Origin of the sequence: Salmonella sp. SG203 (genome assembly GCF_013350575.1) — a bacterium.
Classification (GTDB): domain Bacteria; phylum Pseudomonadota; class Gammaproteobacteria; order Enterobacterales; family Enterobacteriaceae; genus Salmonella; species Salmonella enterica.
The window spans coordinates 1-14,727 of record NZ_SNMT01000006.1; the positions used below are offsets into that span (position 1 = coordinate 1).

The following is a 14,727-nucleotide window of genomic DNA, read 5'->3' on the forward strand; positions in this document are numbered from 1 at the left end:
CCCCTGAATGCCATATCGCTGCTGGGCCTGTTTATAGGTCATCTCGCCTTTTTCGACCTGCTCAACGACGGCTATTTTAAAGGATAGAGGATAATCGCGTTGGGTGCGTTTGAACTCAGTCATCATCACGTTCTCCGGATTTAAGTCTGGAACGTGTCAACGCTATTCAGGACGGGTCATACGCAAAAAATAAGCCTGCGTAAGGGAGATTACGCAGGCCAAGGAGGTGGTTCCTGGTACAGCTAGCATTTATGGGTTATGTTTTTCAGCGCGTTGAATAATACCCGCATTGAGCGAAGCGGTATGTGATCAATTTCTAAGAATCTTCCCGCCATGAAAAAATAACCGCAATTAACTACTTAGCATGGGGGTTACGCGTTGATTCGCCTGAGAAATTACGCATCAATAGTGCGTAATCCAGCGTAACGTCCTGCGGGACGGGCATCCAGACGGTATAGCCATCGCCAGGTGCCACCGGCATAGCGTCGCCTTTGGCGTTCTCCATCTGTTCCAGGGTGAAATTGATATTTCCCTGCGGTGTCATCAGCTCCAGACTATCGCCAACGGAGAATTTATTTTTCACCGCCACGGCCGCCAGTTGGCCTTTACGCTCGCCGGTGAACTCGCCGACAAATTGCTGGCGTTCGGAAACGGAGTACCCGTACTCGTAATTCTGGTAATCGTCGTGCGTATGGCGACGCAGGAAACCTTCGGTATAGCCGCGATGAGCCAAACCTTCCAACGTTTCCAGCAGCGTAGGGTCGAAGGGTTTACCCGCGGCGGCGTCGTCGATGGCCTTACGGTAGACCTGCGCGGTACGGGCGCAGTAATAAAAGGATTTGGTGCGGCCTTCGATTTTCAGCGAGTGGACGCCCATTTTCGTCAGGCGCTCCACGTGGGCGATAGCGCGCAAATCTTTTGAGTTCATGATATAGGTGCCATGCTCGTCTTCGAACGCGGTCATGTATTCGCCCGGTCTTTGGGCCTCTTCTATCATAAACACTTTATCCGTCGGCGCGCCGATACCGAGCGTCGGCTCAACGTTCTGTACCGGAATCGGTTCGTGCTTATGCACGATGTTGCCGACAACGTCTTCTTTTCCTTCCTGCACGTTATATTCCCAACGGCAGGCATTGGTGCAGGTGCCCTGGTTCGGATCGCGTTTATTGATGTAGCCGGAAAGCAGGCAGCGGCCGGAATAGGCCATGCATAGCGCGCCGTGGACGAAAATTTCTATTTCCATATCCGGCACCTGCTGGCGAATTTCCTCAATCTCTTCCAGCGACAGCTCGCGGGAGAGAATCACACGGGTCAGCCCCATCTGCTGCCAGAATTTTACCGTCGCCCAGTTTACGGCGTTAGCCTGTACCGACAGGTGAATCGGCATTGCCGGGAAGTGCTCGCGTACCAGCATAATCAACCCTGGATCGGACATGATCAGCGCATCCGGGCCCATCTCGACGACGGGTTTCAGGTCACGGATAAAGGTTTTGAGCTTGGCGTTATGCGGGGCGATGTTCACCACCACGTAGAATTTTTTTCCGAGCGCGTGGGCTTCGTTGATGCCAAGCTGCAAATTTTCGTGATTGAATTCGTTATTACGCACGCGTAAAGAGTAGCGCGGTTGGCCCGCATAGACGGCATCGGCACCGTAAGCGAAAGCGTAACGCATATTTTTCAGCGTTCCCGCCGGCGAAAGAAGTTCTGGTTTAAACATCATTTTCTCGTTCTGATGACAGGTCAGATCCGCCTCACCTGATGAGGCGGCTTGAGGAGAGTCCTCACTTTAAGGGCGGGCATTGTACGCTTACGGACAGGCCGAGTAAATATTGCGAGAGTATATTGGCGCTAATAGAACACCGGATGTTAATGGGGAGCCAATGATGAAAATGAGCCGCACGGCCATCGCGCTGAGTTTGCTGGGAATGGCCGCGCATCCCGTTTGTGCCGCTCCATCGTTTGAAGAGACGGCGAGACAGGTGATTATCGCTTTTCAGCAGCGAGATAACGCGAAAATTAATGCCCTGATTGATAAAAAAGTCGGGATGTATGTGCTGTACCGAATTGGGGCTGGGCATGATTATGAGTGGATGAAAAGTTTTGATATTAATAAGCCGATACCCGGTTTTAACTACCTGTTGGGGCAGGTAGGTTGGTTTTCAGAGCATATTCCTGTGGATAACGAATTTGATCACCACACGGAGGTTGAGTACGTTTGTGAAAAGGGATGGGATCACGCCGGTTTTTTTGTCAGCTATACCGGTTCTGATAATGCGCTGCTGACGTTTAGCATGGTGAATGGAGCGGATAATGGGGATCAGGCGTCTGATACCCGTATAGCAAACGCCAGGCGGCTTGAGCTGCAATCAGAGCGAGTGGTGGCAGTGCCGAAAAAATGGGGTGATGGTTTGATTTTTCATCTGAGCGAGCTTCATGGCTTGGGCAAAGGGTGGAGTTTAACGCTGCTGGATTTGGTCACGGAAGATTGTAGTGCGTGAGGCATATATGTTTAATCAGGGTAAATGGCTGCTTATTTATATCTTTCTGCTATCAGGATGTTATGGTACCCCCTCAATATTCAGAATTTAAATAAAGCATTTCCTGAATATGAAACTAATTCACTAAAAAAATAAAGGTGAAATCACCTCGGCAACATGCATTAAAGAAAATACAAAAGGTCATTTGACTTATTATAGCGTCAGTGATCCCGTCTTTGACTAATTTGGCTCACGTTATGTATCCACTATGGGGAATCTTTATATATTCCGAAAAAAAACACAGTGATATTCTTAATGCAGATAAGAGAGTAATCTTAGGGTGTGCAGGTTTGTAAACCAGGGTATGGCGGTAGCGTTATTTTTTAACGAGATATCATCAGAGGTAGAATTAACGATCGCAGACGATACTCAGTACTAAGAGGAAATCAGGTTGAGGTTGATCAGAAAATGATAAATACGTATTGATAAGATGGAATCCATTGAATCTACTTATTAGTAGATTTTATTATGAAAAATATATTTTTCTTGATGTTTTTTACGCATTGCGCAATAGCAAATCCTTGCCGCCTTGATGCAACTTGAGTGATTTTGTGTATAGTGTGACAATGCTGAATACTGAATTGATACCTTCTACATATTAAATCAGGGGTTAGTGGTATGGGCGATTTTATAAAGTATCTGTTTATTTTTTCTTGCTTATGGAGCGCAAATTCTTTTGCGATGACTCAAACCCAATGGGATGGTAACTTTAGAGTCGAGGAACTTGGCGAGCAGTTAAATGATGGGAGTCAGGTTTTTTTACAATATAATTTAAAGATAGATAGTAAAAATAATCGTGCTTCTTTATCTATGACAACCTGGCATGCGGGGATAACATGCATTGGTGACTACTCTTTAAAAATCAATTCTGGTGTTTTGGCATTATACTATAACGGCGACGAGGAAAATGCATGTCCATATCCATCACCGCAATTTGAGATAAGCAATAAAGGAAAAGCATATTATATAAAAGGGAAAATGTTTTCATATTCTCAGCCTGGTGAGTGGTTGCCACTCAAACGTATCACACTAAAATAATTCTATATTTCATAAATTATGATGATGAAGTTGATGATGGTATGAAATATTAATTGGATATGTCGTGAACATATTTTTGTTATATGTTTTCAATGTGTATAACAAGAAAGTTTGCATGAAAACATTATATGAGACGATTTGAAAGATGAATGAAGTTTACATAAAAGCAAGGTCATTCTAAAACGAATTTGTTAAATTTACTGAATTATATATCAATAATTCCTGACTATCGACAACAATGTAAAATCGAGTACAAATTCACGGATTCTCTTTTGCTGATGGTTTGTGCAGTAATTGGTAGGACTGAAGGTTAGGGGAGTATATAAAGAAAACAATATTGTCTTTTGTTCTGTGCTTTTTTGTGAATTTTTGTCTTGCAGATATGCGTATTTTAAAGATAAATAAATCACACTATATGCGCTTTTTGCCATAAAAATGTGTAATAGCACATCAATTATAAAGAATAGAGAATATGGCGGGTTAGTCTGTAAAACCTATAGTAATAAATGTATTGCAACTGAAGCTAAGCAGGGAAGCTTGGTTGGTTTTTCTCCGTCAAATAGCTCTTGTCCTTTTGGCTCGACTAAGGTTGGTGATTATCATACACATGGCTTTTACTCTGATCTAAAGGGGAATCCAGTATCACCTCAATATGAGGCATATGACTCTTTACATTTTTCACCGCAAGAAATTTCTGGGATTGCAAGTGATGGTATAGGTAATCCTGATTATACTGGCTTTTTGGGGACTCCAGATAATAAATATTATAAGTTTACCCCTGGAACTGGAAAAAACTGAGGGAATGAAATGAAATATATTATTTTTGCATTTGTTTTTCTAATTCCGTTAAGATGTATGAGTGAAAAACTTGTTTTTTTAGATGAAGTACAAACAAAAACTATGAATGTTGCTTTTTCACATTTTAGAGAGCATACAAACTGGGGCTTATTTAATACCATGATACAGGATGATGATGAAAATATTAAAATCGCATTCTATTGTAAATCTCATCTGGAAGAAACCCGTGGTGGCGGTATGGAGCAAATTATTTATATAATTTCAAAAAAAGATTTTAAAATTGAAAAAATAAACAAAAGTTATAGCAAATGAAATGATATAAATTGTTGAGTAATTGGTGAATATTCTCTGGTGTTACCCCCGAGCAAATGGAACAAGTACAGCGAGCTATTGACTATGGTTCAACGAAAAGTGTGACTGTAGTTTTTACAGGAGCAGGAAAATGACATTTATATTTGATGTAAATAAAGAGTATCACGCGGGTGCTAACCTGACAGATAAGTTTTTATGTTTAGAAACTTATTCGGGATTGGGGCGCTATTCTTCAGATCCTGATTACCCTTGTCAGTTATTATCTATTGATTCGGATGATGTATGTATCGGTCATGAATTATTACAAGCATTAAAAAATAGCAGAACTTACACCCCAGAAGAGAGTGAAGAGTATCTTTCTTTAGAGAAAACACAGGTGGAGTATGATGAGTGGGTCACTGTATTGATGGCAAAATATAATTATAGAACCAGGCGTGCATTATTTAAAAACATGAAGTATTGCTCAATTATATGCGTGAATAATATTATTAAGATACAACCTACTCGACATACTAAACTTGAAGGGTGGAGCTGGGCCGGACATGACAAAGATGTAATTAGATTGCCTGTTACCAGCGAACCAGAGAAAATTGGAAGTGCATTGAGACAGGCATTTGAATGTTGTGATTAATAGCCTGATGATAGGTTATTTATGTTTGATAGAAATAAGACAATAAATTTACAATTGTTGTAAGGTCTGATTGATGTTAAAAATGGTTATGCTTTTTTTGATGTTTTTTCCCTGTTATTGCTTACCTATGGATATTAAAAATATAAAAGATTGTAAGTTGGAGGAAGGTAATAGAGTTAAATTAATTTCATTGAGCACTGTTGATGGTAGTACGCCATACTTAATCTTTGACAATGTTATTGTTAGCGCATTTCTTGATGGTAGTATCTATTCTGGGGACATTATCCTCTCAAAATGTATCCATCACTCCCTCATTTTTGCGCTGAATTACGGCGCTCCTTATATGAAAGGCTGTTTGATAACGGGTTTGAGTGCCAGTGCTGAGAGAAGCTATAAACCCAATGGCTTTTGTTTTGCGGAAAGAAATATTCCAGAGTCTGTCTGGTTTGGTGAAGATCATACGTTAATTATTATTAAAAATAATAATAGTGTTGGGGAATGGCGTGGTAAGTATATTATCTATGATAGCCGTGGAGATGAGGCTCAAACATTTAATAAATTGCCTGACACTAAAAATTATAAAATTTATCGATTAGATTTGAGTAAATGAAGTTCTCGGATAATTGGTGCATAATGACTGTGTTGATAAATGTGTTATATCTCTGGGAAGTGAAACTATGAAAATTAGATTTATATTATTTCTCATGCTATTTTTTCTGGGATGGTCGTCAGGTTATGCGAATTCAGAAAAAAGCATTTCTAAAGAACTTCTTAGTGAGTATAAAAAATTTTCACTTGCTGAGTGTATTGAAAAAAATTATGAAAAAATGGGCGTTGTTTTTACTAAGCTACCTTTAAAAGATAATACAAGAGGATTTATCGATTTGGATATAGGTCTTGCTTTTTATCGGAATAAAGATAATGTCTTAGCTTTATTTATAGAAAATAAAACGGGGGATTTTTATAAGCCCAGACAGGCTTATGGTGATTTGGCATCTGTAAACATGGTTATATATGACTGTATCGATTTTTATCATTCAAAAGAATTGAATGTGTTTTTACGCAAAATAATTTCTGAAAGAAATATTGGAAATGAGAATAATTAACTTAAATAAAATGTTTAATTAAGTCTCAAATCTATTCTATTTCACCCGAAATGAATGAGATATATCAGATGTATAAAAAGGTAGTAACATTAGTGATTATGCTTATTATTATATTTTTCGGCGGTGGGTGGTATATGCATAAATCACAACAACAAATGGCAATCCTTGTTATTTCTAATAGTGAAAATGACCTCGACTATCCGAATAAACGTAAATGGTTTGATGCCAGTAGATGGCTCAGCACATCACAATATATTAAAATAGATAATTTTTATCTTTTAAATCTTAAGCATCATCCAGTTAATAATATAAATGATGCGGGGATTATTGTAATATTACACTTTGCAATTCGAGATGCGATAAAGAAATTTTCAGAGTTATCAAAATTAAGCCAGATGGATAATAAAGAATTTTTTCATTTCATGCAGCATAAACTTTCTAACGAGTATCTTAGAACCAAATTCAATGAAGATACACTGGAACCTACTGATGACTATTTTTTTGTTCTTTTTTACTTATAATGAAATATCTTATGAGGTGGAATTATTACGGAAAGTTACTGAGCATGGTATTATGTTTGTGCCTTATGGATATCAAGTTAATAAAAAAGGGGATTGGCACAGAATGCATCCATCTACACATTCTTGTTTTAACGATAGCCAAAGTAATTAATGAGACCTTACGAAAGCTTTTTAACACCATGGATGATGAGTCGTTTAATGTCGCTTTTGCAGCATGTAGCAGAGGATTTAATAATCCTGTCTGATATGGGAGGGGGTAATTGAAACATATGAAGCATTTTTTCTAATCCTTTTTGGGATTTCTTCTCCATTTATATGTTTGGCTACTTCTCTTGAATTTAATGTTACAAAGGGAATAAAAGCATCAATCACTTGGGTGGATAATAAAAAAGTTGAGTATGAAATTACAGGTAGTGATCGTGTGGCAAAGAGAGGATATTATGATGTCGATACGGAAAATAATATCCATGTTAAATATGGTGATTATAATTTTGATGGTAAAGAAGATTTTTTGATTTGGTATGCAGATGATGGTATGGGAATTTATGATATATATAGGGTTTTTCTCTATTCTGAGAAAGTGGCTGACTTTAAAGAAATAAAACCATCGTGTGGCGATGATTTTATAAATTTAAATCTTAATAAGAAGAAAAGAGAGCTTATTAGTCTGTATTATTCTCATAATGAGGCGCAAAGATGTATTACTAATGTTTTTGTTGACGAGAATAAATTAAAGTGACAAGTGGTGGTCTTTTATTTCAGGAGATGATTAATTGAGATTTATTTTATTCTTTTTGGGATGCTTATTGGTTAGTTCTACTTATGGTGAAGAAAATTATAAAAATATTCATTTTAAAAACGCAACGATAAATATTCCTGCCAGATGGGTAGCTAATAAAAAAGATGATTGTTTATTGATTAGTAAAAATCATATAAATTTGTTCAGTTATCTTTATGTATGCACAGATGCGGCAACGAATAAAAATTCTTTTTTTACAAAGAATGATGATGGAGAATGGGAGGCCGTTACTGATGGCGTCCCTGTTTTAGCTGATGTAAATATTACGCCAAAATTTACTGGCATGAGTGCAATCGTTTCATGTAGGTACAAAGATGATGCTGGGTATCATATAGGCCAGTGCTTTCAGGCAGTGATAGTATTGTCAACAAACATAATGTTTGTTTTTATTGGTAGAGGCGATTCATCCTTATTTAATAATTATAAGGAAATATATCGCTCATTCAAGGTTAAATAGCATGTGATTAATTGATGGGGATTGGGTGAATGTTTTTCATTAATTACGACTGTGTAATTCTTCATAATGAGCAGACTGGATATGGAATTAATCAATCGATGAGAATATACTTTAGATGAAGTGGATAATTATGGTTTTAGTTTTTTCTTTTTCTAATGTTTATGCTGAAGACTGTTCACAACAAGACTTTGATAAAGCGGATATGGCGTTAGACTCTCTTGCGTCATGGAAAGCTGTCGATGACTTTTATTCCCGACATAGTCAATGTGATGTGGACTACCTCCGGGAAGGCACGTCAGAAAAAATTATCAGATTGTTAGTGGATAAATGGGAAGAATTGAATGAGTTATCTGTGCTTGTCAAAAGAAAGCCAGCCCTTGGAGATTATGTTGTTGATCATATTGGAGAAATACTCGATGTGAAAGATGTTGAAATAGTGAGGGATTATTCAGCATCTCATTGCCACATTGATAGTAAAGATCTATGTAAAAAACTGCACGATGCGACTATTTATATTTTACCGTACATGTCTTCTCAGTATCAATATCTTAATAATTGACGCTTATTTAGCAATCATATCATGAGTTTTTAAGAAAAATACAACAATGCATGATGACAATATTTTATTATATAGTTTTCTACATATAACCCAATATTAATGCCGACTATGAATAGTTATAGATTAACTTTTTCTTTATGTTTACTGCGTTCGGCCATATTGTTTGGCATTATTTTAACAAGTGTTGGTTGTAATAATCAAAAGAGTAAGGCGTTGCTTCTACCTGTTGATTCTACGCAGTTTGCACAATTGGCTTGTTATTATAAAGATATTAATTTCGATGATAATGTAATGGAGTTAAAATTACCAAGTGAATATAAAGAGAAAACTAACTTATTTAATCAACAGGAAATTAAGGTGCCGGTAAAAGGTGAGAATTTTCTTTCTCCGTATATTGGTGATGGTGTCCGTTATTATGAATTAGGGTACTTTGAACATGATGGTAATACTTACAAATTGATAATTTATAATAAAATTGGAGAGTCTGATACGTTATTGCTTAATGTACAAATAAATAGTTATGATGCAAAAGGGAACCTGGTGGATGCTTTATTGCTTAGTAGTTTTTTTGCTTATGAAGATATCGTGCGTTTTTCTGATTTTGTCATCTGCCAGGATTACACAATAAGCATTGATAGTTATGTTATATATAGGTGGTATGAGAACAGTAAAGATGGTCATCTTGTAACTATAAAGTTTAAAGATCAAGTGCCTCAGATTTATATAAAGGAACAATATCAAATGGAAAATGGTCGGTTCAAATTGATATCCAGAAATGAAGTATCACAGGGTAAAAAAAGAAGCGAGCGTTAAATATACCATGCTTACGACATTAATAATTGTAATGGAGGTGTTAAGGTAATATGGATATCAGGAAAGAATGAGGAACGTTATGAGAATTATAAATAGATTGTTAATTTCAATTGAACTCAGGTTAATCATAAAATTTCAGTTTCCGCGCCAGATTTATTCAACGCGCAGATAGTGCCCGTCGGCGCGGACATTTGCGCCAAAACCGCAGTCCACAAACGTATCGGTGCTGGCATCAATGGTTTCAGAAGAAAAAGCCAGCGAAATGTCGCAGTGAATATCATCGCCTTCCCGAAGCGCCACGATGGTTTTATCGTTTTCCAGCGTTACCGTTGCGGAGAACTCGCCGATATTGGGGCCGAAGTAGATCCCCATTAAACCGAACCAGTAACCCTGAAAATTAACCTGATAGCGTGATGGGGTGGGTAATGCCTTCACGCTAAGCACGTTCCAGGAGGCGCGCCCGGCATAGCGCCAGTATTCACCCGCCGCAAAAACCGGTGGCGGCAGGGCCGATTGCTTATCTTTGATCAGTTTCAGGTTGTAGATCGACTTGCTATCATTCGGCCTTAGCATCAGCCAGGCGCGGGCTTTACGCCACTCGCCTTCGCGTATCCAGGTTAGCGCCACGTTGTTGTAGGCCGTCGCGATGGCGCTGTCGTCAAGGGCGCAGCTTTCGCTCCATGCGGCCTGCTGTTCAAAAGCGTCGCGCGCTTTGGCATATTTTTGGGTCTTGTAAAGCTGTTCGCCCTGGCTGGCCAAAACTGGAATTTTTGCGCAGTCGGCCTCGATCTGCTGCTCCGTAATTTCAGCCCTGGCAGTGGCGCAGAGTAGAAGCAGGGCGCAAAGAAATAGAGATTTTCTTTGGATTATCACCACCTTACACCATTGAGTTGACCTGTCCCGGCAGCTCTGAATTCGGGATACGGACGGTATACCAGGCGAAACGAAAGCGTTTCCAGAAAGAATCGAAATGCAGGTGGTCCAGGCAGTCCATAACGATTTCATTATCCGGGTAAAGCGTGAAGGCAAAATGCGCCCAGCGTGCGCTTAGCTTCATATTAAACAGCGTTCGATCGTGTTTATTACCATGCAGGCGCGATAGGGTCACCATAGCGTGTAGCGTGCCTTTGTTGGCTTCTTGTTGCACCAGTTCCAGATGCTTATGCGCCAGCGTAATATCCTTCACTTCAAAAATATTCAGCAGGAACAAGCCCCAGGCCTCTTTATGCCCGTACTGATGCGCCAGCCAGAGATTATCGAGCAGTTCTTTTTCATAAGCGGAACGTTTTTCGGTATCAGGTTCCTGTTTACTCAGACGCTGGTTGCAGACGCCAATGCTGAAATGAATATTTTGCAGGTCATTTTCATAGTCGGTATAGCCTCCGTTATCTATTAATTTGTACGGAGTGCTCTCGTGCAGCGCTAACTGCCGGTGCAAAATCTCCGCCGCGCGCTGAAAATACCCTAACGCGATGGCAGGATCGTAAGGTAGTAGGCCGTTGTTCTCTTTATTATTGTGTTCAAGGCCCAGCAGGTTTAGCGCGGCGGGTATATTTCTTTGTGCGCCCAGCTCTGCCAGCGGCACAAAATGTTCCGGGAGCCCGAACCAGTTGAAATTTTTAATCGCCGCCCGCCAGTTATGGTTATATTGAATGTCGGCGACGCTATCGAGCCAGGCGAGGCCTTGCGCCTCATCCTTTTCGAAACCCAATAACCCGGCGTACTGAAAGTAGCCACGACGGATTTTCGGCACTGTGAATTCCGTTTGCTGCGCATTCTGACAGAGAAAATTATACATCCACCAGGTGTCAGGAAAATCGCGCAGGGCGAACTTTATCGTGTCATCAGAGAAGTAATTGTTGAGCTTAACTTTTTCCGCGATCGAACGCTGAAGGGTTCGCCAGAGCGCGTCATTATCGTCCAGATCGCTATAGCAGACCCGCAGCCACTTCAGCGCGTTGTGGCGAGATTCCTGGATATGCGCTCGCAGGCTAATCTCTTCGGCTTTGGCGATAATGCGTTCCTGTTCTGCCGGGGAGTCAACCTCTTTGATGCGCAGATCGCGGTGAGCGTCCCACCAGATCAATAGCTCCAGATGTTCACGTTCTGCGGCAGAAAGGTGATCGCATACGCTTGATTCCAGAAATTCGCGGATTTCCTCGTGAGACCCTCCCCAGCGCGGCATACGAAACGGGATATATTCATCCAGCACGTAAAATGCCGTCGGGAAAATAGCCAGGCAGACGGTGAGCCAGTATTTTTGCCCGGCATCGTCATTGCACTCCGGCAGCACGGACGGGCGCGGCAAATTTGGGCAAACCGCGTCGGCAAACGACAGCCCGGAATGGGCCATCAGCGCGTCCACCTCCTGCGGTGAATGGCGATGATATTCAGCCAGATCCTCCATTAATGGCTGCCCGGCAACATCCGCGCCCTCGAGGAACTCAACCAGCCAGTCGGGCTGGCCGAAGACTTTTGAGTTGGTGCTGGTCAGGGCCGCCGCCATCCACTGGCGCGGTTCACAGTCGATAGCATTGAGCGCGGCGATGACCATCCGTTCGTTGCAGGCGGCGGCGCAGATCCACATCGCTCGGGTGGTTTCTCTCGCCCAGCCATAGCTGCGATACAGCCACGCACGGTGATTCCAGTATTGCGCCTCGGCAAGCCAGGCGTGAGTGGAGCGGGGGCGGGCGCGCTGCCAGTTTTTGATCAGCGCTAATCCTTGTGGCCCAGCCTCAACCAGCGTGTCCATATCGTAAAAAGGGTTGTCCATTTGATTCCAGGCGAAGAAATAGCGCTTTTCCGCTTCGCGGCTGGTAAAGCTCTCCGTCAGCGCCTGGTTGTAGCGTTCGTCCAGTTCGTCATAGCGTTCTTCGCGCAGTAGGCCGGGAATATCGGCGATATGCCATTCGCGTTGCCCGTCATTGAGGGGATTTTTGTGGTTGCACATCTCAAACATAGCGTTGAGCAGACGATCATCCTGTTCCATAAATAGTCCTTTAAATCGGCTCGAAAATTTTGAATTCATTCCACGGCAGTTGTCGCCAGCGGCTGACAGGGTCTTGCAGATAATGGGTGGCTTCCTGTAAATCCCGTCCGGCAAGCGCTGTTGGCGTGTCACGTAGCGTGAGCCATACCCGGCGAGCGCGAACGTAGGCGGTGGCGTAATCCTCCCAGGAATCAAAACAGTCCTGAGCGCGCTGGGCGTTGAGCAATAGCACCAGCCAGGCCTCGTTTTCGTTACACCAGCCGAGCCCGGCGATACAGCGGGTCAGAAAGGTGGTGCGCATACAGTCGAAGGCCAGCGCGTCGCGGACCTGGCCCTGGGCCGCCAGATGATGATAAAACGTGCGCGGCGAGCTGCCGATGCCCGCAGGCCAGCGGCGTAAGATATCCTCAACCTTGTGGCGTAACGCCGCGCCGTCGAGGTTTTCGCTCAAGCCCAGCTCTTTTTTTACCTGCTGTGCCAGATAGCGGCGTTTGTCATCGTCAAGTTTGAAGACCAGCTCAACGCCTTTGATCGGTAGCCCGTTGCGCCGGGCGAGGATATCAGCTAGCGCCAGCGCCCATTGCCGCCGTCGGGTATCGCGACGCAGATCCTTCAGACGATCTTTTTCTTTCTCCTCGGCGATACGGGCCGCAATCAGCGGTTTGTTTTTTTTGTAGTTGCGCCAGCTAAAAAATAGGGCGGCAATAATAAGAACAATCCAGAACATTAGCGCTCCTCCCTGGTTGCAGAAAGATAGCGCGTGGTTTGTAGCGTCAGGCTTTCAATTTCGAAAGGTTCGCTACTGGTGTTTTTCCCGGCAAGCGTAGGGTGCCATTCATGCTGCGGAAACAGCATTTCCGCAGCCGTCGCCACGTTAGGATCAACAACCTGAAGGTAGCGTAGCGCCTCCGGGGCGCTGTGCAGCAGCAGCCACTGTAAAGCTACCGGGGGAGTGGGGAAGTGTTCCATTAAATGAAAATTGTCATGCAGCACATTGAGCAGAAAATTGAGGTCATGAATATGAGTAATAAATTTCCAATCTGAATATTCCGGCGTCGATTCATAAACTATTCCCATCCCTTCGCAATCAGCGTGGCGCTCAGGAAGTGGTTGCAGATGGCGTAACAGAGATAAAACATCGTTAGCATATTTCTTAATAGGATGGCGATTTTGCTTACCTTTAATCTGATCAATACTCAGGCCGTTATTACCAACCACCAGGCTTATTGTGACGTGGGGAATATTATTGTCGTCGCGCAGGCTGAACAGGCGAAGTTTTTGTTGTTCCATTTGCCGGGCGTAGTAATCGCCGTAGCCGCCGGAAAGCGCGCCTTTATTATCAAAATCTCCGACGCAGTGTTGCATATGCCAGGATTCATACGCCATCTCACTGCGCAGGCCGGGGTTTGTTGCATCAAGCTCAACCAGTACGCCGTTATTCACCGTCATCACCGGTTTTAGCGCCTCGCTGTTGGAGGGATACCAACCTTGTTCACGCAGGCGCTGCATTTTTTGATGCTCCGCTTCGCGCATTGCCAGCACGGTAAAGCAGTTGATACGCTGTAGTTTAGTTTCCAGCCGCGTTCCTTCCTGCCGCGAAAGAAATTCCACTAAATCTCTTTCCATCGCCACAAGTTGCGGGTGCTGAACGTTAAGGTAGTAAAAGCGCTCATCGCCACCCAGCTTTGGCGCCAGCCAGGCGGGGATTTCTGCATCAGCGCTAAAATAAACGGCATAATCGGCGACGGAGCGCACAGGATAAACATGAGGAAAGTCACCAATGATCCAACGATAAAAATGGTTGCTTAACCAGCGCTGGATAATTTCGCTGTCGCCGCGTTGTTGGCTCCGGGAAAAAATAGACGATTTTACATTTGGCGCATTTATTATATTGCGTGGTTTATAGCGGTGAGATGACGTTTCTGTCATAAAAATCCATGTATAATTAAGCTGGTATTATGTTTATGTATTTTTAGATTCACTTAATGAATTAATGCGCAATAAGTTTAAAAAACTACTCACAGTATATCGGTAAACTAAAAAGAGCGGCCAAATAATTTATTGTCCCCGATCGCGTTCGTCGTGGTTTTCGGGATACCGCTCGGCCAAAGGAAAGAGGGCAGTGTGTTAATTCCGCCAGAATAGCGTTGGCGGAAAATATCGTCTT

General features: G+C 42.5%; 16 protein-coding genes and 4 pseudogenes. 14 read left to right on the plus strand and 6 right to left on the minus strand.

The features are described 5' to 3' along the window. Together HV477_RS10600 and yegQ are read right to left on the minus strand one after the other, a co-directional pair. Positions 1-126, minus strand: a pseudogene (locus HV477_RS10600) (IS3 family transposase); the annotation flags it as partial. Positions 127-355: 229 nt separating this feature from the next. Then, complete coding sequence (yegQ, locus tag HV477_RS10605; protein ID WP_001517981.1) at positions 356-1,717, minus strand: tRNA 5-hydroxyuridine modification protein YegQ; 1,362 nt, start codon at positions 1,715-1,717, stop codon at positions 356-358. 163 nt (positions 1,718-1,880) lie between these two features. Here yegQ and HV477_RS10610 point away from each other — a divergent pair, with 163 nt between their 5' ends. From HV477_RS10610 to HV477_RS10665, 14 genes and pseudogenes are all read left to right on the plus strand, one after another. Further along, positions 1,881-2,498: a hypothetical protein gene (locus tag HV477_RS10610; RefSeq protein WP_000977163.1), complete on the plus strand. Its 618-nt coding sequence runs from the start codon at positions 1,881-1,883 to the stop codon at positions 2,496-2,498. Between the two features lie 24 nt (positions 2,499-2,522). Beyond that, positions 2,523-2,721, plus strand: a pseudogene (locus HV477_RS28895) (hypothetical protein). Between the two features lie 434 nt (positions 2,722-3,155). Further along, complete coding sequence (locus HV477_RS10615; RefSeq protein WP_000502179.1) at positions 3,156-3,575, plus strand: hypothetical protein; 420 nt, start codon at positions 3,156-3,158, stop codon at positions 3,573-3,575. Between the two features lie 188 nt (positions 3,576-3,763). Continuing rightward, positions 3,764-3,871, plus strand: a pseudogene (locus HV477_RS28400) (hypothetical protein); the annotation flags it as partial. Between the two features lie 139 nt (positions 3,872-4,010). Then, complete coding sequence (locus tag HV477_RS10620) at positions 4,011-4,373, plus strand: DUF4329 domain-containing protein (RefSeq protein WP_001747579.1); 363 nt, start codon at positions 4,011-4,013, stop codon at positions 4,371-4,373. Between the two features lie 9 nt (positions 4,374-4,382). Then, the gene (locus HV477_RS10625; RefSeq protein ID WP_079899555.1) at positions 4,383-4,685 is read left to right on the plus strand and encodes a hypothetical protein; all 303 of its coding nucleotides are present in this window, start codon (positions 4,383-4,385) and stop codon (positions 4,683-4,685) included. Positions 4,686-4,815: 130 nt separating this feature from the next. Continuing rightward, positions 4,816-5,316 carry a contact-dependent growth inhibition system immunity protein gene (locus tag HV477_RS10630; RefSeq protein ID WP_000142760.1) on the plus strand — a complete coding sequence of 167 codons (501 nt, stop codon included), beginning with the start codon at positions 4,816-4,818 and terminating at the stop codon, positions 5,314-5,316. A 73-nt stretch (positions 5,317-5,389) separates the two neighbouring features. Next, on the plus strand, positions 5,390-5,926 hold the full coding sequence (locus HV477_RS10635) for a hypothetical protein (RefSeq protein WP_000916515.1): 537 nt from the start codon (positions 5,390-5,392) through the stop codon (positions 5,924-5,926). Positions 5,927-5,993: 67 nt separating this feature from the next. Further along, positions 5,994-6,422 carry a hypothetical protein gene (locus HV477_RS10640; RefSeq protein ID WP_079899057.1) on the plus strand — a complete coding sequence of 143 codons (429 nt, stop codon included), beginning with the start codon at positions 5,994-5,996 and terminating at the stop codon, positions 6,420-6,422. 68 nt (positions 6,423-6,490) lie between these two features. Next, positions 6,491-6,943 (plus strand): hypothetical protein, encoded by a 453-nt coding sequence (locus tag HV477_RS10645; RefSeq protein ID WP_254621654.1) that lies wholly within the window; start codon positions 6,491-6,493, stop codon positions 6,941-6,943. 319 nt (positions 6,944-7,262) lie between these two features. Next, positions 7,263-7,682: an XAC2610-related protein gene (locus HV477_RS10650; RefSeq protein ID WP_217487774.1), complete on the plus strand. Its 420-nt coding sequence runs from the start codon at positions 7,263-7,265 to the stop codon at positions 7,680-7,682. A gap of 67 nt (positions 7,683-7,749) precedes the next feature. Next, entirely contained in the window at positions 7,750-8,199 is a 450-nt protein-coding gene (locus HV477_RS10655) for a hypothetical protein (RefSeq protein WP_079899085.1), read from the plus strand. A 115-nt stretch (positions 8,200-8,314) separates the two neighbouring features. Next, a complete protein-coding gene (locus HV477_RS10660; protein WP_076737196.1) occupies positions 8,315-8,758 on the plus strand; it encodes a hypothetical protein in 444 nt (147 codons plus the stop codon). A 108-nt stretch (positions 8,759-8,866) separates the two neighbouring features. Further along, positions 8,867-9,594: pseudogene (locus HV477_RS10665) on the plus strand (hypothetical protein). Between the two features lie 130 nt (positions 9,595-9,724). On the opposite strand, the gene HV477_RS10670 reads toward HV477_RS10665, so the two are convergent. The 4 genes from HV477_RS10670 to HV477_RS10685 are packed head-to-tail and all read right to left on the minus strand — an operon-like array spanning position 9,725 to position 14,489. Continuing rightward, the gene (locus HV477_RS10670) at positions 9,725-10,444 is read right to left on the minus strand and encodes a tetratricopeptide repeat protein (protein WP_000586678.1); all 720 of its coding nucleotides are present in this window, start codon (positions 10,442-10,444) and stop codon (positions 9,725-9,727) included. 4 nt (positions 10,445-10,448) lie between these two features. Beyond that, positions 10,449-12,560 (minus strand): DUF4034 domain-containing protein, encoded by a 2,112-nt coding sequence (locus HV477_RS10675; protein WP_079899061.1) that lies wholly within the window; start codon positions 12,558-12,560, stop codon positions 10,449-10,451. 10 nt (positions 12,561-12,570) lie between these two features. Beyond that, positions 12,571-13,287, minus strand: coding sequence for a DUF1266 domain-containing protein (locus tag HV477_RS10680; protein ID WP_079899062.1), 717 nt, complete (start codon positions 13,285-13,287; stop codon positions 12,571-12,573). Next, positions 13,287-14,489, minus strand: a complete 1,203-nt coding sequence (locus HV477_RS10685) for a PcfJ domain-containing protein (protein WP_141023784.1) — start codon at positions 14,487-14,489, stop codon at positions 13,287-13,289. Before HV477_RS10685 ends, HV477_RS10680 begins: the two co-directional genes overlap by 1 nt. Positions 14,490-14,727: the final 238 nt, after the last annotated feature.

What these genes read in the sequence shown, in the direction of transcription:
- HV477_RS10615 (WP_000502179.1), top strand. Translation starts at nt 3,156, where the DNA reads ATGGGCGATTTTATAAAGTATCTGTTTATTTTTTCTTGCTTATGGAGC.
- HV477_RS10610 (WP_000977163.1), top strand. Translation starts at nt 1,881, where the DNA reads ATGATGAAAATGAGCCGCACGGCCATCGCGCTGAGTTTGCTGGGAATG.
- HV477_RS10685 (WP_141023784.1), bottom strand. Translation starts at nt 14,489, where the DNA reads ATGACAGAAACGTCATCTCACCGCTATAAACCACGCAATATAATAAAT.
- HV477_RS10675 (WP_079899061.1), bottom strand. Translation starts at nt 12,560, where the DNA reads ATGGAACAGGATGATCGTCTGCTCAACGCTATGTTTGAGATGTGCAAC.
- HV477_RS10640 (WP_079899057.1), top strand. Translation starts at nt 5,994, where the DNA reads ATGAAAATTAGATTTATATTATTTCTCATGCTATTTTTTCTGGGATGG.
- HV477_RS10625 (WP_079899555.1), top strand. Translation starts at nt 4,383, where the DNA reads ATGAAATATATTATTTTTGCATTTGTTTTTCTAATTCCGTTAAGATGT.
- HV477_RS10620 (WP_001747579.1), top strand. Translation starts at nt 4,011, where the DNA reads ATGTGTAATAGCACATCAATTATAAAGAATAGAGAATATGGCGGGTTA.
- HV477_RS10680 (WP_079899062.1), bottom strand. Translation starts at nt 13,287, where the DNA reads ATGTTCTGGATTGTTCTTATTATTGCCGCCCTATTTTTTAGCTGGCGC.
- HV477_RS10645 (WP_254621654.1), top strand. Translation starts at nt 6,491, where the DNA reads ATGTATAAAAAGGTAGTAACATTAGTGATTATGCTTATTATTATATTT.
- HV477_RS10635 (WP_000916515.1), top strand. Translation starts at nt 5,390, where the DNA reads ATGTTAAAAATGGTTATGCTTTTTTTGATGTTTTTTCCCTGTTATTGC.
- HV477_RS10660 (WP_076737196.1), top strand. Translation starts at nt 8,315, where the DNA reads ATGAAGTGGATAATTATGGTTTTAGTTTTTTCTTTTTCTAATGTTTAT.
- yegQ (WP_001517981.1), bottom strand. Translation starts at nt 1,717, where the DNA reads ATGTTTAAACCAGAACTTCTTTCGCCGGCGGGAACGCTGAAAAATATG.
- HV477_RS10630 (WP_000142760.1), top strand. Translation starts at nt 4,816, where the DNA reads ATGACATTTATATTTGATGTAAATAAAGAGTATCACGCGGGTGCTAAC.